The sequence below is a fragment of the Microbacterium sulfonylureivorans genome, assembly GCF_003999995.1.
Lineage (GTDB): Bacteria > Actinomycetota > Actinomycetes > Actinomycetales > Microbacteriaceae > Microbacterium > Microbacterium sulfonylureivorans.
Map to the genome: position 1 here is coordinate 137,089 of NZ_RJAD01000004.1, position 20,354 is coordinate 157,442.

A 20,354-nucleotide genomic window follows, 5' to 3' on the forward strand; every position below is an offset into this window, starting at 1 on the left:
GGTCCGCAGCAGCCCGTCACCGCGCTGCGCCCGCGGTGTCGGGCTCGGGACGGGGGTCGTCAGCTTCGCCTCCGGCATCGGCATCGGCCTCGCGCACCTCGGGCACCGCGGTCTCGCCCTCGTCCTGCCCGGTCGACGCCGCCTCGGCGGCGGCCGCGATGCGGCTCGCCATCCCCGCGAAGATGAAGCCGTGGAAAGGCAGCACGGCCAGCCAGTAGAGTCGTCCGGCGAGACCGAGCGGGAAGAACACGGCGCGCTGGTCGTACCGGGAGCCCGAGGAATCCGGCGTCGCCCGAAGCTCGAGCCACGCGAGACCCGGCACCTTCATCTCGGCCCGGAGGCGCAGGAACGAGCCGGGCTCGATCGCCTCGACCCGCCAGAAGTCGAGCGCGTCGCCCACGCCCAGTCGCGCCTTCGACCGGCGTCCCCGCGCGAGGCCGATGCCGCCGACCAGGCGGTCCATCCAGCCGCGCACCGCCCACAGCAGCGGCGACGAGTACCAGCCGTTCTCTCCCCCGATGCCCTCGATGACCCGCCACAGCGCGTCCGGCGGCGCGGACGTCGTCGCGGTGCGGGCATCGGTGAAGACGACTCTGCCCGACCAGTCCGGGTCGCTCGGCAGCGGGTCGCTGGGCACCCCGAGCACCTCGGAGTCCTGCCAGCTCGTCTCGATCGCGTCGCCCTTCACGCGGCCGAGCGCCAGGCGCACGGCCGCCCGGTACCCGGTGAGCCCGTCCTCGGGCGGCGGGACGAGGTCGTCGATGGCGTGATCCTTCATGACGCACTCGTTCTGGAGCGACTCGACGAGCGGGCGGGCGATGGATGCCGGAATCGGCGTGACGAGATTCACCCAGAGCGAGGCGAGCCGCGGCGTCAGGACCGGAAGGGCGGCGATCGGGCGCTGGTGCAGCCCGGCCTCGACCGCGTAGCCGTTCATCATCTGGCCGTACCGCAGCACGTCGGGTCCGCCGACGTCGACGGCCCGGTTCACGTCGGCGGGCACGCGCGCGGCGCCGAGCAGATAGTGCAGGACATCGCGCACGGCGATGGGCTGGATGCGGTTGCGCACCCATTTGGGGGCCGGCATGTACGGCAGCACCTCGGTGAGGTGGCGGACCATCTCGAACGACGCCGAGCCCGAGCCGATCACGACGCCGGCCTGGAGCACCAGAGTGGGCACGCCGCTGCGGAGGAAGACCTCCCCCACCTCCACGCGGGAACGCAGATGCGGCGACAGCTTCACCCCGTCGGGATGGAGCCCCCCGAGATAGACCAGACGGCGGACGGATGCCTCGGCCGACGCGGACGCGACCGTCTCGGCGGCGGTGCGGTCCGCGTCGGCGAACCCCCTGCCCGCCGACATCGAGTGGACCAGGTAGTACAGGACGTCGACGTCGCGCACCGCGCGCGCGGCGGCGGCGGCATCCGTCGCGTCGCCGGCGACGATCTCGACGCTGCTCCCCCACCCGAACGCGGCCACGCGCGACGGGTCGCGGGCCAGCACCCGGACGTCGTACCCGGCGGCGAGGAGGCGCGGCACGAGACGGCCGCCGATGTAACCCGTCGCGCCGATCACGAGTGCTCGCGGGGCGGTGCCGTCGGGTCGCGGGACGGCGACGAGCGCGGGCTCGCGGCCGGTGGGCGCGGAGAGGTCGTCCATCCCGGCAGGCTACGCGGGCGCCGCCTGCGGACGAAGGGGTTGACGCACGACCCCGTCCGTGTCCGCATCGCATCCTGTTCGCGTGGCCAACGGAAAGGGCCGCGGGGCTCAGTCCAGGGTCGTGCCGAACGCCTGCGCGCCGTCGTGCGAGGGCAGCGGGGCGAAGCCGACCCGCGGGTAGAACGCGATCGCGCCGGCGTTGTCGGATGAGGCCACGAGATGCAGCCCCGGGACGCCCTGCGCGCGCAGCGCCTCGATCAGGGTCGCGATGAGCTCACGGCCGAGTCCGCGGCCCTGGGCCTCGGGGAGCAGGTCGATGTGGAGGTGCGCGGGGTACTCGTCGCCGTACGGCTCGGCGCCACCGCGGCGGCCGTAGGCGTAGAGCAGGATCCCGTCCTGCCGGGATCCCTCGGCCGCGGGCTTCGGCCACCGCGCCCCGTGCTCGGGCCACCACTCGGTGCGGAACCACTCCTCGAACGCGCGGGTGTCGGGCGCGCCGACGATGTATCCGACCACGCGCCCGTCGTCGGACTCCGCCACGAACGCGAGCTCGGGATGACGCGCCGCGTACGGCAGCACGAAGATCTCGGCCCACAGGTCGTCGTCGTCGAGCACGCCTGTCGCGTCGGCTCCGGCGTCCGCCGTCTTCAGGCAGATGTCGGCGAGCGCCGGCTCATCGCCGGAACGGAAGGGACGGATGCGGGCCACCCGACGAGTCTAGGAGGCCCCATGGCTCGCGCGAGCGGCAGGGTGCCTGCGCCGTCGGTCAGCACGACGTGACGAAGCGCACGTCCGAGCCGGCCACGCGCAGCCGCACCGGCACGCCCGGCGCGAGGCCCAGTTCCGCCACGCGGTCGGCCGAGACGTCGACGGCGACCTCGGGGTCGGCCGTGCGCACGCGCACGCCCGCGGGCGTCTGCTCGAGACGCGTGACCCGCGCCAGCCACTCCCCGTCCGCCACGGTCGGCGCGAGCCGCAGCACCCCCGTCCAGGTGTCGGCCTCGGCCCGCTCGATCGCGACCGCCGAGGGCCGGAACACGGCCGCGACCTCCGAGCCGCTGAGGACCGCGGATGCCTCGTCCCCGGCCGGGAGCACCATGGCGTCGCGCTCCCACCGCCCGGCGTGCACGGCTCCCGCGACGCGGTTGAGGCCCGCGACCGCCGCGGTGAAGCGCGTCGCCGGCGAGGCCAGCACCTCGCGCACCGGGCCGGACTGGGTGACCTGGCCGCCCTCGAGCACGATCAGGCGGCTCGCGAGCGACACCGCGTCGACGGCATCGTGGGTCGCGACGACCGCGGTCGTGCGCGTCGCCGCCAACTGGTCGTGCAGGAGCGCACGGACATCGCCTGCCGTCTCGGTGTCGAGCGAGGTCAGCGGCTCGTCGAGGAGGATCGCCGCAGGGCTCGTCGCGAGGGCACGCGCGAGCGCGACGCGCTGCTGCTGCCCTCCGGACAGCTCAGCCGGCCGCCGCGCACCCATCCCGTCGAGCCCGACGCGCCACAGCCACTCGTCGGCCTCGGCGGCCGCGACGTCCTTCGTCGCCCCGTGCACCCGCAGGCCGAACGCGATGTTCGCGTGGGCCGACAGATGCGGGAAGAGCCTCGGCTCCTGCCCGAGCAGGACGATCCCCCGGCGAGACGGCGTCGTGCGCCGACGCGGGCGGGGCGCGGCATCCAATTCGCGCTCACCCAGCCGCACGTGCCCCTCGTCGAGCGGGACCAGCCCGGCGAGCACTCCGAGCAGCGTGGACTTGCCGGCGCCGCTCGGGCCCATCACGGCCACCGCCTCCCCCGCGGCGGCCTGCACGTCGGCGTCGAGGCGGAATCCCGCACGCTCGACCACGACGTGCGCATCGAGCGCGCTCATCGCTGGGCCTCCGGCCGCCAGGCGCGCACGAGCAGGAGCACGGCGACGGCGGTCACGAGCAGGAGGAGCGAGAGCGCGACGGCCGACCCCTGCGAGACGCCGGCGCCGTTGAACGCGGTGTAGATCGCCAGCGGCATCGTCTGCGTCACGCCCGGCGCATTGCCGGCGAACAGCGCGGTCGCCCCGAACTCGCCGATCGCGCGGGCGAAGCACAGCACCACCCCGGCGATCAGGCCCGGCGCCGCGAGGGGCAGCGTCACCCTTCCGAGGATGGTCCAGCGCCCGGCGCCGAGGGCTGCGGCGGCCTGCTCGTAGCCGACGCCGGTCGTGCGCAGGGAGCCCTCCAGAGCGAGGACGAGGAACGGCAGGGCGACGAAGGTCTGCGCGAGCACGACGGCGGTGGTGGTGAACGGGATCCGGATGCCCCACTCGGCCAGCATCGCGCCCAGCAAGCTGGTGCGACCGAAGAGGAAGAGCATCGCGACGCCGCCGACCATCGGCGGGAGCACGAGGGGCACGGTGACGAGCGCGCGCAGAACGGCCGCGGTCCGCGCACGGCTGCGCGCGATCAGCAGTGCGAGGGGCACGCCCAGGACGACGCACACGGCGGTCGCGGTGAGCCCGGTCGCGAGCGACAGTCCGAGCGCCGAGAGTGCCTCGGCTGACGTGATGTCGGCCCACAGCGTCGACCAGTCGACCCGGAGTACGAGGGCGACGAGCGGGAGCGTGAGCAGCGCGAGCCCGACGATCGCCGGGATCGCGAGGACGCGCGGCACGAAGCCGATCGGTCCGCGTCCGGCCGCCGAGCTGGTCACGGCGCCCCGAACCCGAACTCTCCGAGCACGGCCCGCCCCGCCGCGGAGAGCACGAAGTCCGCGAACGCGGCGGCCGCGTCGGGGTTCGACGCGTCGCCGAGCGCGGCGATCGGATACCGGTTGACGACCTCCTCCGCGCCGGCGGCCTGGACCGCCTGCACGTCGTCACGGCCGCGCACGTCGGTCGTGTACACCAGCCCGGCGTCGGCCTCGCCCGCAGCGACCTTGGTGAGCACGGCCGTGACGTTCTGCTCGAGACTCGCCGGCGTCACATCCACCTCGTTGCCGGCGAGGAGCGACTGGGACGCCGCGCCGCACGGCACCTCGGGAGCGCAGAGCACGACGGTCAGGCCCGGCACCGCGAGGTCTTCTATGACCTTCACGCCGCCGGGGTTGCCCTTCGGCACCGCGATGACGAGCGTGTTCGAGGCGAAGAGCGCGGGGTCGGCCGCGAGGCCCGCATCGACGACCTTCCGCATGTTGGTCTCGTCGGCCGAGGCGAAGACGTCTGCAGGCGCGCCCTCGAGGAGCTGAGTGGCGAGGGTGCTCGATCCGTCGTACGAGATCGGAAGCACGTCGACCTGCGGATGCCGCTGCTCGAACTGCGTCGCGAGCTCGTCGAAAGCGGAGCCCAGCGATGCCGCCGCGAAGACCGTCAGGTCGCCGGTGAGCTCCTGCGCGTCAGCGGGGGGCCCTGAGTCGCCGGTCGGCGGCGTCCCCGCGGGCACGTCGGCGCTCGCGCACCCCGCGAGCACGAGTCCGGCCAGGACGAGCGCCGCCATGAGCGGCCGTCGTGCTCCAGGCATCCTCATCCCCTCGGGGTCTCCACGATGACGTTGGTCGCCTTCACGACCGCGGCCGCCAGCGAACCGACCTCGAGGCCGAGGTCGTCCGCCGCTTCGGCCGACATCAGCGACACGACCCGATGCGGACCCGCCTGGATGTCGATCTGAGCCATGAGCCCGTCGCGCTGCACGCGGGTGACGAGGCCGACGAACCGGTTGCGGGCGCTCGAGAGCACATCGGAGCTGTCGGGAGGACTCGCGGCGAGGTCGGCCGCGCGGGCGGCGAGCGCCGCGCCCGGGATCTCCGCCGGCGACGAGCCGGTCGTGGGAAGGGCCCCGGCATCGATCCACCGGCGGACGGTGTCGTCGCTCACGCCGAGCAGCCGTGCGGCTTCGGCGACCTTGTAGCTCGGCATCCCTGCACGATATCACCGCATGTGCGGGCGCTGACGTAGGATTCCTACGCACATGCGGGTGAACCGGCCGCAAGTGACGGTGCCCGGGCCACCCTCCGCGAGGCGCGGATACCCTGGACCCATGCCGCTTCCCCCACTCGTGGAGCCCGTCGACGCCCTCGACGCCGACGAGCGCGTGCGCACCGCGCGGCACTCCGCGCTCTCCGGATTCGGCGAGGTCGCCCAGCGCCGTCTCGCCGCCGCCCACGTCGCGGTCGTGGGAGCCGGCGGCCTCGGCTCGCCGACCGTGCTCGCTCTGGCGGCGGCCGGCATCGGCGCCCTCACGGTGATCGACGCCGACGGGGTCGAGGCATCCAATCTCCAGCGACAGGTGATGCATCGTGTCGCCGACGTCGGACGGCCCAAGGTCGACTCCGCCGTGCGAGTGGCCGCCGACCTGTCGCCGCGCACCGTGGTGCATGCGATCCGCGCGCGGCTGACCCGCGAGAACGCCCGCGACCTGCTGTCGGGCGCGCACGTCGTGGTCGACGGCACCGACACGTTCGAGACCCGGGACGCCGTGGCCGCGGCGTGCGAGGATCTCGGCGTTCCGCTCGTGTGGGGCGTCGTGCAGGAGTTCCACGCACAGGCGACGGTGTTCTGGTCGTCGCCCCCCGCAGGGACTGCGCCCGTGCGGCTGTCGGACCTGTATCCCCCCGAGACCGTGGGCGACGTCCCGACCTGCGAGCAGGTCGGGGTGCTCGGACCGCTGTGCCTCCAGGTCGGCGCGATCCTGGCGACCGAGACCGTGAAGCTCCTCACGGGCGTGGGTGAGCCGCTGCTCGGCCGGGTGCTCGTGATCGACGCGCTCCGCGGACGCACCGACGAGGTTCTCCTGCAGGGCGCTGCCGCGCCGACCACCGCCGAGACGGCGACCCGTGGGCCTGTTCCCGAACCGACCGCCGTGCCGACGCACCCCCTGCCGACGCACCCCGACCCGATCGCGCACCTCGACCTCGACGCCGCGCTCGCGGCGCAGGCCGGCGGCGCGACCCTGCTCGACGTCCGCGAGCCGCACGAGACCGCGGCGGGCGTGCTCGCCGGCGTCACGCAGGTCCCGCTCGCGGCACTGCTGGCCGATCCGGCGCTCGCCGGGCCCGGCCCGGTCGTCGTCGTCTGCAAGGTCGGCGTCCGCGCCGAGCGTGCCGCCCGCGCGCTGCGCGCCGCCGGGATCGAGGCATCCGTCCTCGCCGGCGGCATGGACGCGTGGGATGCCGCGCCCCGCGTGACGGTGGACGCGTGAGCCCGAACGGCTCCGATGAGCTCGTCGACATCGCCGCGCACCTCGCGACGGTGCTCGGCGCCGTCTCACCGGTGGACCCGGTGCGCACCCCGCTCGCCGCTGCCCGCGGGCGAACCCTGCGCGAACCCGTGCGCGCGGCGGTCGACATCCCGGTGTTCGACAACTCCGCGATGGACGGCTTCGCCGTGAGATACGCCGATGTGGCGACGGCGTCGGACGACAGACCGGTGCGGCTGAGCGTCGTGGCCGATCTTCCCGCCGGCACCGCGCTCGACCCGCCGCTCGCCCCCGGAGAAGCCGCTCGGATCATGACCGGCTCCCCCGTGCCGACGGCCGCGACGGCGATCGTGCCGTTCGAGGAGACCGTCGGCGGCCTCGCCGACTCGCTCGGCGAGATCTCGGTGCTGCGCGCCCCCCGGACGGACGGCGCGCACATCCGGCGCCGTGGCGACGACGTCGTCGCGGGCGAAGAGATCCTCGTGCCCGGCAGCGTTCTCGGCGCCCTGCAGCTCGCCGCCGCCGCGGCCGCCGGAGTGCCGGACGTGGTCGTGAGCCGGATGCCGCGCATCGCGGTCGTCTCGACGGGCTCCGAGCTCGTCGCGCCCGGCGCCCCGCTCGGACCCGGCCAGATCCCCGAGTCCAACAGCGAGCTCCTGGCGGCCCTGGTCGCGGACGCCGGTGCTGAGGTCGTCCTCAGGCTGAGCGTCTCCGACGAGGGCGACGGTCCCCGCGAGGCGATCGGCGCCGCCGAGGCGCTCGGCGCCGACGTCGTCGTGTTCACGGGCGGGGTGAGCGCCGGCGCCTACGAGGTCGTCAAGAACACGCTCGGCGACAGCATGGCGTTCACGAAGGTGCGCATGCAGCCCGGAAAGCCGCAGGGGTTCGGGCAGACGGCATCCGGCACCCTTCTCTTCGGACTGCCCGGCAACCCGGTCAGCGCCGCCGTCTCCTTCGAGGTGTTCGTGCGGCCCGCGCTGCTGCGCATGCAGGGGCGGAGCGACCTCGGCCGGCCGGTGATCGCCCTGCCCGCCGCAGCCGGGTGGCGCACCCCGCCCGGTCGCACGCAGTATCTTCCCGTGACGATCGACCGCTCCGACCCGCGCGCGTGGCGCGTCGTGGCTGCCACGAGCGGCGGCTCGCACCTCGCCGGCGGACTCGGACGCGCCGAGGCCTACGCCATCGTGCCCGCCGAGGTGTCTTCCGTCGACGCGGGCGACCTCGTCGATGTCATGCTGATCTCATGAGCTTCACGCACCTCGACGACGCCGGCCGCGCGCGCATGGTCGACGTCACCCAGAAGCAGCCCACGGTGCGCTCCGCGACCGCGCGGGGCTTCGTGCGCTGCGCTCCGGAGGTCGTCGCCGCGCTCCGCGACGGCACGGTGCCCAAGGGCGACGTGCTCGCCGTCGCGCGGATCGCCGGAATCCAGGCCGCGAAGCGCACGCCCGATCTGCTCCCCCTCGCCCATGTCATCGGGGTCCACGGCGCCATCGTCGACGTCGCCGTGGAGGACGACGGGGTCTCTGTCGAGGCCACCGTCCGCACCGCCGACCGCACGGGGGTCGAGATGGAGGCCCTCACCGCCGTGTCAGTCGCCTCCCTCGCCGTCGTCGACATGGTGAAGGGGCTCGACAAGGGCACCTCCATCGAGAACGTCCGCATCGTCGCGAAGACCGGCGGCAAGAGCGGCGACTGGCATCGTCCCGGTGAGGGCGTGAGGTGACCGGAGCGGCCTCATCGTTCGGCGCGATCCTGCTCGCCGGCGGACGCGCGTCGCGCGTCGGCGGCGCAGCGAAGCCGCTGTTCGACGTCGACGGTCGCACCCTTCTCGCCACGGCCGTCACAGCGGCGACGGATGCCGGAGCCCGGCCGATCACGATCGTCGCTCCCGTCCTCGATCCCGCCCTCGACGTCGACTGGGTGCGCGAGGACCCGCCGTTCGGCGGTCCGGCGGCCGCGATCGTCACCGCCCTCGCGTCGTGGGCCGGACAGCCCTCCGCGGCGAACGGCCCCGAGTGGACCATCCTGCTCGCCTGCGACCTCCCGTCCGCGCGCGCCGCGGTGCGCCGGCTCGTGGCCGACATCGTTCTCCTCCCCTCCGACACGGACGGCCTGTGCCTCGGGGATGCCTCGTCACGGCCGCAGTGGCTGACCGGCGTCTACCGCACGAGCGCCCTGAGGGCCGCGGCATCCGCTCTCCCCGATGCGGGGCGGGACGGCGCCGTGCGCGACCTGATGGCCGACCTCGCGATCGCCGTCGTCCCCGCGCCCGACGACCTGACCCGCGACGTGGACACGTGGGAGGATCTGGAGGAGGCCCGGACTCGGGCCGCCGCACGGCAGGCAGAGGAGTCGTCATGACCGAGCAGTCCCGCACCCTTCCGCCCGAGGCCCTCGATGCGTGGGCGGCGACGCTCCGGCAGCGGTTCGACCTCGCCGACGACGACGTGCCCGTCGCCGCCGTGCTCGACATGACGCGCGACGTCGCGAACGGCGTCGCCCGCCCGGCCGCACCGCTCGGCGCGTTCGTCGCGGGCCTTGCCGCCGGGCGCGCGGGCGGCGATGCGACCGCCGTGCGCGATGCGCTCGAGGCGGTCGCCGCCCTCGCCGCGGCCTGGGATCGGCCGTAGTGCCGGTCGTCCGCTACTTCGCCGCCGCGCAGGAGGCCGCCGGCCGCGACAGCGAGCGCCGCACAGAGACCAGCCTGGGCGACCTGCGTCGTGCCGTGGCCGCCGAGCACCCCGGGCTGGGAGGGATCCTCCCCCGCTGCGCCGTGCTCGTCGGAGGATCGAGAGCCGACGACGCGACGCCGCTCGGCCCCGACGACCTGGTCGACGTGCTTCCGCCGTTCGCCGGCGGCTGAGTCGCGGACCCTAGGGAAGGGATCGGGACCAGGCGACCTCGCGATCGAGTTGGCCCGAGCGCACGAAGAGGCGGACCTGATGCGTGCCGGCGAGCGCCGCGGCGAGCTCGGCTCGGTCGGCGCGGACGAACCCCAGGCCCTGCCAGAACGGGCCGGAACGGCGGCTGAACAGCCATCCTCTCGTTGCACCCTCCGAGGCCGCCGCCTCGAGGGCGAACCGTGCGAGCATCGTGCCGCGTCCGGATCCGCGCACCGCGGGGTCGACGGCGACACTGCGGATCAGCGCATGCTCGCCGGCGAGCTCGTACCCGGTGCTGCCGACGATCGCGCCCCTGCGGTCGCGTTCGACCCAGAGGCGCACCGACGCCTCGTCGAGGCCGCTCAGCGTGAGGTCCGCGACCCCCAGGAACTCGGTGAGGTCGGGGAGGTCGCCCGGTTCCACGCGGGCGAGTGCGAGCACCGGCATCAGCCGCCGAGCCCGAGCCAGGTGGCGGTGCCGTCAGCCTCGACCTGACGCTTCCACACCGGCAGTTCGGTCTTGATCGTCTCGATGATCGCTCGGCACACGTCGAACGCCTCGGCTCGATGCGGCGCGGCCACCGCGATCACGACGGCGGCGTCTCCGACGGCCAGGGTGCCGATGCGATGAGACACCGCGACGATCGCGCCGGTGTCGCCGGCGGCGGCCTCCGCGATGCGGCGCAGAGCCGCCGCGGCGTCGGGATGCGCCGAGTACTCGAGCGCCACGACGGGGGTCGCGGCATCCGGATCGTGATCGCGCACGCGACCGACGAACGTCGTGACAGCGCCGGCCCTCGCGTCATCGACCGCCGTGAGGTGAGCGTCGAGGTCGAGCGGCTCGGAGCTGATCTCGGCGAGGCGCACCGCCGACATCAGTGGTCGCCCCCGCCGAGCTGATCGAGGATGTGGCTCGCGACGGAGAGCAGCACCGGCATCCCGGATGCCACGCCCTTCGGCGACCCCGGCAGGTTCACGACGAGGGCCCCGTGCGGATCGACGACGCCGGCGACCCCGCGAGTGAGCATGCCCGCCGGCTTCTCGGCCGCGCCGCGGCGGCGCAGCTCCTCGGCGATTCCGGGAACCTCGCGCGTGACGACCCGGCGGGTGCCCTCGGGCGTCTCATCGCGGGGTCCGACGCCGGTGCCCCCCGACGTGACGATGAGCTTCACGCCCGCCATGATCTCGGCCTGCAGCGCCCGCTCGACGCTGTCGGCGCCGTCCGGCACCACGACTGCGTCGGCGCAGTCGAATCCGGCGTCGCGCAGCGCGGCGACCGCGACCGGTCCGCTCTCGTCGGCGCGCTCGCCCGCAGCGGACCGGTCGGAGACCGTGATGACGGCAGCGCGGGTCATGGGTCCAGCCTAGACACCGGCGACATGGTCACCGGCGGGGTGCGTGTCATTACTCCGCCTGGCCGGTCGACGCCCGCCGGGCATCGCGGGGAATTCGCGGACGCGTGTGACGCGCGACGGCGCACAGGCGGAGTCATGGCACACCTCCCCGCCTTCGTCGCGCCTCACGCCCGGCGCTCGAGCCGGACGACCACCGACTTCGACGTCGGCGTGCCGCTCACGTCGGCGACGGAGTCGAGCGGCACGAGCACGTTCGTCTCGGGGTAGTACGCGGCGGCGTTGCCCCGCGGGGTGCGGTACGCCACGACGCGGAACGCCTCGGCACGCCGCTCCTGGAGGATGCCGTCGACACCGCGCCACTCGGAGACCAGATCGACGATCTCGTCCTCGGCGAAGCCCATCTCGGCGATGTCCTTCGCGTTGACGAGGACGACGCGGCGGCCGCCGTGGATGCCCCGGTACCGGTCGTCCTTGCCGTAGATCGTGGTGTTGTACTGGTCGTGCGAGCGCAGCGTCTGCAGCAGCAGTCGTCCGCGCGGGATCACGGGGAACTCGAGCGGATTCGTGGTGAACCGCGCCCTGCCGTCTGCCGTCGCGAACCGACGCGCGTCCCGCGGCCCGTTGGGCAGATGCAGGGTGCGACCCTTGTCGATGCGCTCCTCGTAGTCGTCGAACCCGGGGATCACCCGTTCGATGTGCGCGCGGATCAGCGCGTAGTCGGACTCGAGAGCGGCCCAGTCGGCGTGGGGCGCGGTGCGCGCACGCCGCGTTGCGGAGAGCGGATGCCGCGCCCCGGCCGGGTGGGAGCCGCCCGCTTGCTCGGCCGCCGTGCGCTCGACCTGGCCGCGGTCGACGTCGGCGGCATCCACCGGCGCCGCCGACGTCTCCGGGGCCGGGGCATCCGCTCGCCCGAACAGCAGCCCGCACAGGCGCGCGACGATCGAGACCTCGCTCAGCAGCTCGTCGGACGGCGGCGCGAGACGGCCGCGGGACGAGTGCACGGCGCCCATCGAGTCCTCGACGGTGACGCGCTGCTCGCGGCCGCCGCGCCGGTCGCGGTCGGTGCGGCCGAGCGTGGGCAGGATGATCGCACGGCGTCCGGTCACGACGTGGGAGCGGTTGAGCTTGGTCGACACCTGAACGGAGAGGTCGACGCGCGCCATGGCCGCTTCGACGACGGCGGTGTCGGGCGTCGCCGAGACGAAGTTGCCCCCCATCCCCATGAAGAACCGCACCCTGCCGTCGCGCATGGCGCGGATCGCCTCGACCGTGTCGAAGCCGTGCTCGCGGGGAGCGGCGAACCCGAACTCGGCATCGAGCGCGTCGAGGAACGCGGCCGACGGCTTCTCGTAGATGCCGACGGTTCGGTCGCCCTGCACGTTGGAGTGGCCGCGCACCGGGCACACCCCGGCACCGGTGCGGCCGATGTTGCCCTGCAGCAGCAGCATGTTCACGACATCGCGCAGCGTCGGCACCGAATGCTTGTGCTGGGTGAGGCCCATCGCCCAGCAGACGATCGTCGCCTTCGAGGTGCGCACGGCCTCCCCCACCCGGCGGAGCGCCTTCTCGGGCAGCCCGGTGGCTTCGACGAGATCTCGCCACGAGGCATCCGCCATCGCCTGCCGGTACGCCTCGAAGCCGCTCGTGTGCTCCGCGATGAATGCATGATCGAGCACACCGCCCCCCGCAGCCTCGGCCTCGAGCAGGTGCTTGCCGATCGCCTGGAACAGCGCCTGGTCGCCGCCGAGGCGGATCTGCACGAACTGGTCGGCGAGCTTCGTGCCGCCGAACGCCACGCCGCGCACGGTCTGGGGGTTGTCGAAGCGGATCAGGCCCGCCTCGGGCAGCGGGTTCACGGCGATGATCGTCGCGCCGCGCGACTTGGCCTTCTCGAGCGCCGACAGCATGCGCGGGTGGTTCGTGCCGGGGTTCTGGCCCGCGACGATCAGCAGGTCCGCGTCGTGGATGTCGTCGATCGACACGGTGCCCTTGCCGATCCCGATGGTCTCGGTGAGCGCCGATCCCGACGACTCGTGGCACATGTTGGAGCAGTCGGGCAGATTGTTCGTCCCCACACCGCGCACCAGCAGCTGGTAGAGGAAGGCCGCCTCGTTGGACGTGCGGCCCGACGTGTAGAACACGGTGTCGTCGGGGTCGTCGATTGCGGCGATCTCGTCGGCGATCTCACGCAGGGCGTCCTCCCACGAGATCGGGCGGTAGTGGGTGGCGCCCTCGTCGAGGATCATCGGATGCGTCAGCCTGCCCTGCTGCCCGAGCCACCAGTCGTCGTGGCCGCGCAGGTCGTCGATCGAGTGCGCCGCGAAGAACTCCGGCCCGATCCGGCGCAGCGTCGCCTCCTCGGCGACGGCTTTGGCGCCGTTCTCGCAGAACTCCGCGACGTGGCGCTTGTCCTCCTCCGGCCACGCACAGCCCGGGCAGTCGAAGCCGTCCTTCTGGTTGACCTGCATGAGGGTCTGCACCGACCGGGCGACGCCCATCTGCTCGTTCGCGATCTGCAGCGCGTGCAGCACCCCGGGCACGCCGACGGCGACCTTCTTGGGCTTCGTGACGCGGACGCGCGTCTCATCGATGTCGGCTTTCGGGGGCTTCGTCGCCATGCCTCCAGGCTAGGCTCTCGCCGGCGCCGCGGCGGCGCTGGGGACTCGGCGAGCGGTTCAGCAGAGAATGCGGCCGGTGCGACTCAGCCCGCCCACCAGGCCCGCACCGTGCCGCGGAGGTCGGCGCGGGCGACCGCGCCGTGTCCGGGGGCCGAGACGGTCTCGCGAGAGTCGGCCGAGGCTTCCCGGTTGTCGCCCATGACCCACACGGCATCGTCGGGCACCGTCACCCGGAACGGGGTGCTTCCGCCCGGCCGCGCATCGTCGACGAAGGGCTCGTCCACCGGATCGTCGTTGACGACGAGGCGCCCGGTGCCGGCCTCGCAGCAGACGACGACGTCGCCCGCGACGCCGACGATGCGCTTGACGAGCACGGTGCCCGGCGAGCCCGACCACCCCTCGCGGTCGACGAGGAGCACGATGTCGCCTCGCACCGGCGTCGTCCAGCGGTCGTAGACGACGGTGTCTCCGCTGCGCAGCGTCGGGGTCATCGACCCGTTGCGCACGGTCGCCACGCCGAGTGCCGCCGTCGCGAGGGATGCCACGAGCACCGGCACGGCGACGGCGGCCAGCGCGAGCAGGCGACGTGGGCGGACGAGCGGATGCCGCGTCCCGCCGCCGTCGGAGAACGGAGCAGGATCGGCGACGGCGGACGCGGCATCCCTCCCCGTGATGGCGGACGGGCGATCGTCCAGCGCGGTCACTGGTCCCCGGCGAGCAGCGCGGTCATCGCGGTGATCTCGCGTTCCTGCTCGACGAGGACGTGCTTGCCCGACGTGCGGACGAAGGCGTTCGAGCCCTCGGTGACCGCGATCGTGGCCATCGCGAGCGCCCCTTCGTGGTGGACGATCATGAGCTCGAGGAAGAGCCTGTCTGCTTCGGCGCCCTCGGCCTCGTCGAGGGCGGCGAGCTGCGCAGGGGTCGCCATGCCCTTCATCCCCGCATGGTCTGCGTGGTCGCCGCACCCGGTCGGGATGCTGCCGGCAGACGCGTCGTGCGCCGCATGGGCGGCTCCCACGCCGTCGACGGGGATGGCGCGGGTCCAGGCATCCTGCCACGCGTGCATCGTGTCGATCTCCGTCGACTGGTCGACGACGATGAACTCGGCGAGCGCCCGGGTGCGCTCGCGAACGTCTTCGGCCTCGAGCACCAGCCGGCTCAGTTCGAGCGCCTGCTCGTGGTGCGGGATCATGCCCTCGATGTAGCAGTGGTCGGCGACCGACGGGTACTCCGCCGCCGCGGGCGGCGCCGCACCGGATGCCGCAGCCACCGGCGCGGTCGTCGCCACGCCGTCGCGGGGAGCGGTCATGCCGAACGCCACCGTCGCGAGCCCGGCCAGTCCGGCCGTGACGGCGAGGACGACTCCGGCTCCTGCAGCACGACTGCGCATCGAGGTCCTTTCGGGTCAGGAGGTGGAGGTGGCCAGGGGGCGGCGCGGCGAGCACGCCGCCCCCTGGCCGCGGTGTGTCAGGCGTGCGCCTTCAGCCCCGCCGAGCGACGCAGGTACCAGGAGGTGCCCGCGAGGCCGGCGCCGGCGACGAGGAGCACGATGCCCGACAGCAGCCAGCGGTTCGCATCGGTGCCGGTCGACGCGAGGGCACCGAGGACGGCCGCGGGCGACGCTGCGGCCACCGTGAAGGTGCCCTCCGCGACGATCGACGACGTCTGGCCGGTCAGCACAAGCCGGTGCTCACCGGTCGGCGTGTCCGCCGGGACGATGAACTGGACGCTCACCTCGCCGTCCTCGTCGGCGACGAAGGTGCCGACGTCGACGGGGTCGGAGTGCATGACCGCACTGACGGTCTCACCGGGGGTGAATCCGGCCGCCGTCGCCGTCTGCGTCGCACCGGGGGCGACCTCGGACTGCCCGAACGAGACCGGGTTGGCCGGCGGCGTCTCGCCGTCGTCCGTCGGGTCGGTCGTGGGCGCCGGTGTGGCGCCGTCGGTCGGTTCGGCGGTGGGCGTGGGCTCCGATGTCGGCTCTGTCGTCGGCGTCGGCTCGCTGGTCGGCGTCGGCTCCGAGGTGGGCGTCGGCTCGGTCGTCGGCGTCGGTGTGGCGGTGGGCGAGGCGGTCGGCGTCGGCGTGATGTTCGGGTTCGGAACGCCGCGCATGTCGCCGTTCACCCACTTGCGGCCCTCCGGGATGATCGGATTCTGCGCCGCGAAATCGCGCGGGTAGAGGGTGAAGCCCTGCCAGTGGATCGGCATGGGGCTCTGGTCCTCGTCCCGGTTGATGTGGTGGAACCCGACGTTGACCCACGCGATCGGGTCTTCGAGCGTTTCGCCGTCGGCGATGTAGTCGGTCACCATCTCTCCGGCCTTCGACGGGATCAGGTTGTGGCTCGCGTGGATCTCGTCCGACTTCGCCTTGGTGAACGCGATGTCGTAGTCGGTCTCCGGGTTCAGGTTGTAGGCCTGGTCGCGAGGCACGATGATCTCGTACGAGCGCGCGTGACCGTCGGCGTTCAGGCTCGCGGGGTTGACGACACGGTATGCCTCGCGGTTGGAGCCGAGCGTCTTGGTCTCGTTCGTGATCTCGGTGAGCGCCGTCTCGAGGATCGCCGTGTGACCGGTGTCGCCGGTCGTGCCGTACTCGCCGGTCGGCGTGGTCGCGAACTTCTCGACCTTCAGGTCTGAGCCGCTGTCGATCCCGAAGTCCACGCGCCAGAACGCCGAGTGGTAGTGGTTGACGGCGAAGTCCTCCTGGCCGGGCGCGATCGGCCAGCCCTGGTTGACGACGTCGACGTAGTCGTTGGGCGACAGGTCACCGGTCGCGCCGAGCTGCACCGAGATCTCGCCGTCGTCGTGGAAGCGGTACTGCGTCTGGTACTCGTACCAGCCGATCCGCGAGACCGTGTGCAGGACGAGGTCGGTGCCCTGGGCGGCGTAGAGCGCGTCGCGGGTGATGTTCGAGCGGTACGCGAGCCCGGAGTCCTCCTCCCCGATGCAGATCGCGGGGATGACGCCGCGGGTCGCGTCGACCCAGGAGGTGCGGACCTCGCCGACGGGGCAGTCGACGGCCTCGATGGCCTGCAGCCGGCGTCCGCCGACCTGGTAGGTCGTGACGTCGTTGTACTCGGTGGCGCCGGTGTCGTACGGCACGTTGAGCTGCGCGAGGGCGATCGAGTCGAGCACGAGGATCGGCGACGCGTCGTCGCGCGGCTGGTAGGCCACCTTGTCGAGCACCAGTCCTCGGTACGAGTCGATCCGCCAGCACATCTGCCAGCTCGAGCCGGAGTCCATCTCCTCCGAGACGAGCGACTCGCCGGAGCAGGATGCCTCGGTGACGGTCTGCGCCGTCGCCGCGACGGGTGCGGTGAGGATGAGACCTCCCGCGAGCAGGGCGACCGCTGTGGCCGCGCTGAGGATGCGTTTCATCGGGTTTCTCTCCATGGTCATGAGACGGACAGGACGGTGCTGGTGGACAGGTTGACGACGTACGTGGTGGTGGTCAGGAACGAACCCCCGTCGACCTGCGCGAGCAGCTGCACGCAGCGGTCGACGCCGCACGACTCGGCGCCGAAGGATCCGGCATCCGTGATGAACGAGTGGGCGGTGAGCTCGACCTCGGCGGAGCCGGGGGTGAGCGCCGAACCGCCGGTGAGGGTCGCGAACTCCTGGTCGAGCGGCTCCGACAGGTCGGAGTCGAGCAGAAGCTCCCACGCGAGCGCGGTCTCGGCGTCGGTCGGAGCGGGCTGGGTGCCGCTCGCACGCTCGACGGTCTCGACCTTGCCCTTCGTGACGTTGACGATCATGCTCACCGTCTCGTTCGTCGCGTAGTCGTAGTAGAGCGACAGCAGGCGGCGCTGACCGTCGGTGTACGCCTGCGGGTCGGCGACATCGGTCGAGAGGAACTGGAGTCCGGTGTCACCGAACAGGTCGCCCCCGGCGGCGAACGCGGCGTCCTGAGCACCGAGGTAGCGGACGTACTCGACCTCGGCGCCGGAGAGCTGATCGTAGGCGGCGGCGACCGTCGCCGGATGCGCGATCGTCTCGGCCTTCTCGGGCGCGTCCTCGTCGGTGCTGTCGGCAGCGATCGGGGTGGCCGCGGCGTTCTGCGGCGACGAGGTCGCCTGCACGGCGGTCTGCGTCGCGAAGACGAGGGCGACGGCGGCTGCGCCCGCAGCGACGGCCGACGCGACGCCGAGCGCGCGCGGGCTGACCAGGCGCCGCGAGGGCGGCGGCGAGTCTCCCTCTGGCGAGAGCTGTGTGTCAGTCACAGGGTTCCTTTCGATGGGGAAGTCGCGGTGCATGCCCCGCGTCGTCGTGATTCTTCGCCGTCGCCGTTTCCCCTCTGTGTGATCGGGTGGACGCCGAGCGAAATCCTGTTGAGACGGCTGGACCGACTCCTCGCCCCGTGGTCTCAGTCGGCGACACGCGCCCGAAACACGCGGCGGCGTCCCGCGCAATCCGGCATCGCTACCCTCGCGGCACGCCCTCACCGGCGGAGCAGGAGGAAGCATGAGCGCACTCGCCGACGCGATCCGGCAGGGTCGGCCCCGGTCCGACCTCGGCGGCAGCTCGCCGTTCACCGGCCTGCGCCGACGTCATGCGCGCACGGTCGACGTCGTGGCCCAGTCGGTCGCTGCGACCGCGCCCGCCGGAGTGCTTCTCATCCACCCCGGAGCGCTCTACGCCCGCAGTGGGTCGCTCGCGTTCTTCGACATCGCCGTCACCCTCACGCTCGTCATCGGGGTGGCGCTCGTGATCGGCATGTTCGCGCGCCGCGTGGCGAGCACCGGCTCTCTCTACACGTTCGCGGCACGCGGGCTCGGTGCCCACGTCGGCCTCGTCGCCGGCAGCGCGCTCGGGATCGGCTATCTCGCGATCGCGATGAACACGCTCAGCTCGGGCTCGAGCCGGGTGGCGCAGCTCCTCACGGCGAGCGCCGAGCCTCCCGGGTGGATGATCGCCGGACTGATGGTGCTGTTCGGCGCCGTCATCGCGGTGGTCATCGCCCGCGGTCTGCGGATGTCGACCCGCATGCTGCTCGTGATCGAGTCGTTCGCGGTGCTCACCGTGCTGGGGCTCTCGATCGCGGCGCTCAGCGCGACCGAGTGGGACCTCGGCCTGCTGGCACCCGATCCGTCGCATGCGTCGATCGACGCGATCATGACCGGCGTCGCCTTCTCGCTGATCGGGTTCGTCGGTTTCGAGAGCGGCGTCGCCCTCGGCCCCGAGACTCGACGGCCCTTCGCGGCAGTCCCCCGCGCGATCCTCGTGAGCGTGGGCGCCACCGGCCTGGTGATGCTCGTCGGGACGGCCGCGCAGCTGTCGATCGTCGCCGAGGCGCCGGACCAGGCATCCCTCTCCTCTGTCACCGGCCTCGCGTGGCTGGTCGATCTCATCGTGGCCGTCTCGTTCCTCGCCTGCGCGCTCGCGATGACGAACGCGGCCACCCGCCTCGCGTTCGCGATGAGCCGCGAAGGGCTCCTCCCCGAGATCTTCGGCCGCGTCTCGCGGCGGGGAGTTCCTGCGCTCGGCGGCGTGGTGCTGGCGTCGTTCGTGCTCGCGGTGCCGGGGCTCGTCTACTCGTTCGGAGGGTCCCGGCAGGACCTGCGCATGGTGACGTCGCCCGGGTCGACGATCGGATTCGTGCTCGCCTATGCCCTGGTCTGCCTGGCCGCGCCGGTCTTCCTCGCCCGGATCGGCGAGCTCACCGTCCGCTCCGCGGTCCTCGCGGCGGTGCCCTTGGCCGGCCTCGTCGCCGTGCTGGTGTTCTACCTCGTCTCGGCGGCCGCCGACAACCCCGCGGGTCTGTGGTGGGCCGCGGTGATCCTCGGGGCGGTCGTCGCCGCCGGAGCGGTCCGGCTGACGCGGCATCCCGGCCTCGCCGCCCGGGTGGGTGTGCACGACTGGCCGATCGACGCGGACTGCATCGACCCGGCGGAGGGACGGTGAGCGGAGTGGATGCGGCGTCCCGCGCCCGACTGCCCGAGAAGGGTCTCGGTCTCGCGCTCGAGATCCTCGAGCAGGTCGCGCGCCACGACGAGGGCTCCACGGCAGCCGACATCGCCCGCGCCGTGGGCGCCCCCCGCGCCACGGTCTACCGCGTGGTGAACTCCCTCGTGCGCGACGAGTACCTGGTCCGGCGGGCGGACTTCTCGGGTTTCCTGCTCGGAGCGCGCGTGCTCGAACTCGCCGCGGTCGTCGATGCGCACCGTCGTCCGGCGTACGCGCCGGTGGTGGAGCGCCTGCGCGCGGAGACGGGCGAGGCGGTGCACCTGTTCGGGTTCCACAGCGCGGGCCTGACCATCCTCGACGAGGATGCGAAGCATCCGCTGTCCGACCCGGCGACCCTCCTCGGCGACCCGACCCGATCGGCCATCGGCCACCTGTGGCTCATCGCCCACCCCGATCGCGAGGCTCCCCGCGCACCGCGCTGGACGGCCCGACCCTCGGCCGAGGAACTCCAGGCGATCGCCGATGCCTACACCGTGCGCGGCTACACCGAGCAGGTCGCCATGCTGTCACCCGATCGCGGATGCCTCGCAGTGCCCGTCCGCAACCACCGCGCCGAGACGGTCGGCGCGGTCACGCTCTCGACGTCGATCTCGCGACTGTCTGTCGCCGCGCGCCACGTGCACGCCTTGCGCGGCGCCGCCGAGGCCCTCGCGGGTGTGGAGCCGCTCAGCGGTTGGTGATCCGTCCCGTCCGCACGCGGATCGGGACGCC

The 20,354-nt window shown here is 73.1% G+C and carries 22 protein-coding genes; 8 read left to right on the plus strand and 14 right to left on the minus strand.

Annotated elements, in window-relative coordinates; all coding sequences use genetic code 11:
• Positions 1-16: 16 nt before the first annotated feature.
• From EER34_RS16520 to EER34_RS16545, 6 genes are all read right to left on the minus strand, one after another.
• Positions 17-1,660 carry an SDR family oxidoreductase gene (locus tag EER34_RS16520; RefSeq protein ID WP_127476705.1) on the minus strand — a complete coding sequence of 548 codons (1,644 nt, stop codon included), beginning with the start codon at positions 1,658-1,660 and terminating at the stop codon, positions 17-19.
• Between the two features lie 108 nt (positions 1,661-1,768).
• Positions 1,769-2,368 (minus strand): GNAT family N-acetyltransferase, encoded by a 600-nt coding sequence (locus tag EER34_RS16525; RefSeq protein ID WP_127476706.1) that lies wholly within the window; start codon positions 2,366-2,368, stop codon positions 1,769-1,771.
• 58 nt (positions 2,369-2,426) lie between these two features.
• Complete coding sequence (locus tag EER34_RS16530; RefSeq protein WP_205791783.1) at positions 2,427-3,527, minus strand: sulfate/molybdate ABC transporter ATP-binding protein; 1,101 nt, start codon at positions 3,525-3,527, stop codon at positions 2,427-2,429.
• Positions 3,524-4,342 carry an ABC transporter permease gene (locus EER34_RS16535; protein ID WP_127476708.1) on the minus strand — a complete coding sequence of 273 codons (819 nt, stop codon included), beginning with the start codon at positions 4,340-4,342 and terminating at the stop codon, positions 3,524-3,526. The genes EER34_RS16530 and EER34_RS16535 overlap by 4 nt, the downstream gene beginning before the upstream one ends.
• Positions 4,339-5,148 (minus strand): molybdate ABC transporter substrate-binding protein, encoded by an 810-nt coding sequence (gene modA / locus EER34_RS16540; protein ID WP_164743598.1) that lies wholly within the window; start codon positions 5,146-5,148, stop codon positions 4,339-4,341. The genes EER34_RS16535 and modA overlap by 4 nt, the downstream gene beginning before the upstream one ends.
• Positions 5,149-5,150: 2 nt before the next feature.
• Positions 5,151-5,543 (minus strand): TOBE domain-containing protein, encoded by a 393-nt coding sequence (locus EER34_RS16545; RefSeq protein ID WP_127476710.1) that lies wholly within the window; start codon positions 5,541-5,543, stop codon positions 5,151-5,153.
• A gap of 121 nt (positions 5,544-5,664) precedes the next feature.
• Between EER34_RS16545 and EER34_RS16550 the strand changes: the two genes are divergently transcribed.
• From EER34_RS16550 to EER34_RS16575, 6 genes are read left to right on the plus strand one after another with little or no spacing between them, the layout of a single operon-like run.
• Positions 5,665-6,825 carry a HesA/MoeB/ThiF family protein gene (locus EER34_RS16550; RefSeq protein ID WP_127476712.1) on the plus strand — a complete coding sequence of 387 codons (1,161 nt, stop codon included), beginning with the start codon at positions 5,665-5,667 and terminating at the stop codon, positions 6,823-6,825.
• Entirely contained in the window at positions 6,822-8,069 is a 1,248-nt protein-coding gene (locus EER34_RS16555; RefSeq protein WP_240642461.1) for a molybdopterin molybdotransferase MoeA, read from the plus strand. The genes EER34_RS16550 and EER34_RS16555 overlap by 4 nt, the downstream gene beginning before the upstream one ends.
• Entirely contained in the window at positions 8,066-8,548 is a 483-nt protein-coding gene (moaC, locus tag EER34_RS16560) for a cyclic pyranopterin monophosphate synthase MoaC (RefSeq protein WP_127476714.1), read from the plus strand. The genes EER34_RS16555 and moaC overlap by 4 nt, the downstream gene beginning before the upstream one ends.
• Positions 8,545-9,186, plus strand: coding sequence for a molybdenum cofactor guanylyltransferase (gene mobA / locus EER34_RS16565; RefSeq protein WP_127476715.1), 642 nt, complete (start codon positions 8,545-8,547; stop codon positions 9,184-9,186). Before moaC ends, mobA begins: the two co-directional genes overlap by 4 nt.
• The gene (locus EER34_RS16570) at positions 9,183-9,455 is read left to right on the plus strand and encodes a DUF6457 domain-containing protein (protein ID WP_127476717.1); all 273 of its coding nucleotides are present in this window, start codon (positions 9,183-9,185) and stop codon (positions 9,453-9,455) included. The genes mobA and EER34_RS16570 overlap by 4 nt, the downstream gene beginning before the upstream one ends.
• Positions 9,455-9,688, plus strand: coding sequence for a MoaD/ThiS family protein (locus EER34_RS16575; RefSeq protein WP_127476719.1), 234 nt, complete (start codon positions 9,455-9,457; stop codon positions 9,686-9,688). The genes EER34_RS16570 and EER34_RS16575 overlap by 1 nt, the downstream gene beginning before the upstream one ends.
• A 10-nt stretch (positions 9,689-9,698) precedes the next feature.
• Here EER34_RS16575 and EER34_RS16580 read toward each other — a convergent pair whose 3' ends face one another.
• The 8 genes from EER34_RS16580 to EER34_RS16615 form a co-directional block, all read right to left on the minus strand.
• Complete coding sequence (locus tag EER34_RS16580) at positions 9,699-10,154, minus strand: GNAT family N-acetyltransferase (protein WP_127476721.1); 456 nt, start codon at positions 10,152-10,154, stop codon at positions 9,699-9,701.
• Positions 10,154-10,582: a molybdenum cofactor biosynthesis protein MoaE gene (locus EER34_RS16585; RefSeq protein ID WP_127476722.1), complete on the minus strand. Its 429-nt coding sequence runs from the start codon at positions 10,580-10,582 to the stop codon at positions 10,154-10,156. Before EER34_RS16585 ends, EER34_RS16580 begins: the two co-directional genes overlap by 1 nt.
• Positions 10,582-11,061: a MogA/MoaB family molybdenum cofactor biosynthesis protein gene (locus EER34_RS16590; protein ID WP_127476724.1), complete on the minus strand. Its 480-nt coding sequence runs from the start codon at positions 11,059-11,061 to the stop codon at positions 10,582-10,584. The genes EER34_RS16585 and EER34_RS16590 overlap by 1 nt, the downstream gene beginning before the upstream one ends.
• A 164-nt stretch (positions 11,062-11,225) precedes the next feature.
• Positions 11,226-13,679 carry an FdhF/YdeP family oxidoreductase gene (locus EER34_RS16595; RefSeq protein WP_127476726.1) on the minus strand — a complete coding sequence of 818 codons (2,454 nt, stop codon included), beginning with the start codon at positions 13,677-13,679 and terminating at the stop codon, positions 11,226-11,228.
• 83 nt (positions 13,680-13,762) lie between these two features.
• Positions 13,763-14,383: a signal peptidase I gene (gene lepB, locus EER34_RS16600; RefSeq protein ID WP_127476728.1), complete on the minus strand. Its 621-nt coding sequence runs from the start codon at positions 14,381-14,383 to the stop codon at positions 13,763-13,765.
• On the minus strand, positions 14,380-15,069 hold the full coding sequence (locus EER34_RS16605) for a DUF305 domain-containing protein (RefSeq protein ID WP_127476730.1): 690 nt from the start codon (positions 15,067-15,069) through the stop codon (positions 14,380-14,382). Before EER34_RS16605 ends, lepB begins: the two co-directional genes overlap by 4 nt.
• Positions 15,070-15,146: 77 nt before the next feature.
• Positions 15,147-17,057, minus strand: a complete 1,911-nt coding sequence (locus EER34_RS16610) for a copper amine oxidase (protein ID WP_164743599.1) — start codon at positions 17,055-17,057, stop codon at positions 15,147-15,149.
• Positions 17,058-17,074: 17 nt separating this feature from the next.
• The gene (locus tag EER34_RS16615; RefSeq protein WP_127476733.1) at positions 17,075-17,899 is read right to left on the minus strand and encodes a hypothetical protein; all 825 of its coding nucleotides are present in this window, start codon (positions 17,897-17,899) and stop codon (positions 17,075-17,077) included.
• A gap of 241 nt (positions 17,900-18,140) precedes the next feature.
• Here EER34_RS16615 and EER34_RS16620 point away from each other — a divergent pair, with 241 nt between their 5' ends.
• On the plus strand, positions 18,141-19,580 hold the full coding sequence (locus EER34_RS16620) for an APC family permease (RefSeq protein ID WP_127476734.1): 1,440 nt from the start codon (positions 18,141-18,143) through the stop codon (positions 19,578-19,580).
• The gene (locus EER34_RS16625) at positions 19,577-20,323 is read left to right on the plus strand and encodes an IclR family transcriptional regulator (RefSeq protein ID WP_164743600.1); all 747 of its coding nucleotides are present in this window, start codon (positions 19,577-19,579) and stop codon (positions 20,321-20,323) included. The genes EER34_RS16620 and EER34_RS16625 overlap by 4 nt, the downstream gene beginning before the upstream one ends.
• Positions 20,324-20,354: the final 31 nt, after the last annotated feature.

Coding starts and splice junctions, on each gene's coding strand:
- EER34_RS16520 (WP_127476705.1), bottom strand. CDS start 1,660: ATGGACGACCTCTCCGCGCCCACCGGCCGCGAGCCCGCGCTCGTCGCC.
- EER34_RS16610 (WP_164743599.1), bottom strand. CDS start 17,057: ATGAAACGCATCCTCAGCGCGGCCACAGCGGTCGCCCTGCTCGCGGGA.
- EER34_RS16605 (WP_127476730.1), bottom strand. CDS start 15,069: ATGCGCAGTCGTGCTGCAGGAGCCGGAGTCGTCCTCGCCGTCACGGCC.
- moaC (WP_127476714.1), top strand. CDS start 8,066: ATGAGCTTCACGCACCTCGACGACGCCGGCCGCGCGCGCATGGTCGAC.
- EER34_RS16530 (WP_205791783.1), bottom strand. CDS start 3,527: ATGAGCGCGCTCGATGCGCACGTCGTGGTCGAGCGTGCGGGATTCCGC.
- EER34_RS16580 (WP_127476721.1), bottom strand. CDS start 10,154: ATGCCGGTGCTCGCACTCGCCCGCGTGGAACCGGGCGACCTCCCCGAC.
- EER34_RS16570 (WP_127476717.1), top strand. CDS start 9,183: ATGACCGAGCAGTCCCGCACCCTTCCGCCCGAGGCCCTCGATGCGTGG.
- EER34_RS16590 (WP_127476724.1), bottom strand. CDS start 11,061: ATGACCCGCGCTGCCGTCATCACGGTCTCCGACCGGTCCGCTGCGGGC.
- EER34_RS16550 (WP_127476712.1), top strand. CDS start 5,665: ATGCCGCTTCCCCCACTCGTGGAGCCCGTCGACGCCCTCGACGCCGAC.
- modA (WP_164743598.1), bottom strand. CDS start 5,148: ATGCCTGGAGCACGACGGCCGCTCATGGCGGCGCTCGTCCTGGCCGGA.
- EER34_RS16595 (WP_127476726.1), bottom strand. CDS start 13,679: ATGGCGACGAAGCCCCCGAAAGCCGACATCGATGAGACGCGCGTCCGC.
- EER34_RS16585 (WP_127476722.1), bottom strand. CDS start 10,582: ATGTCGGCGGTGCGCCTCGCCGAGATCAGCTCCGAGCCGCTCGACCTC.
- EER34_RS16545 (WP_127476710.1), bottom strand. CDS start 5,543: ATGCCGAGCTACAAGGTCGCCGAAGCCGCACGGCTGCTCGGCGTGAGC.
- EER34_RS16620 (WP_127476734.1), top strand. CDS start 18,141: ATGAGCGCACTCGCCGACGCGATCCGGCAGGGTCGGCCCCGGTCCGAC.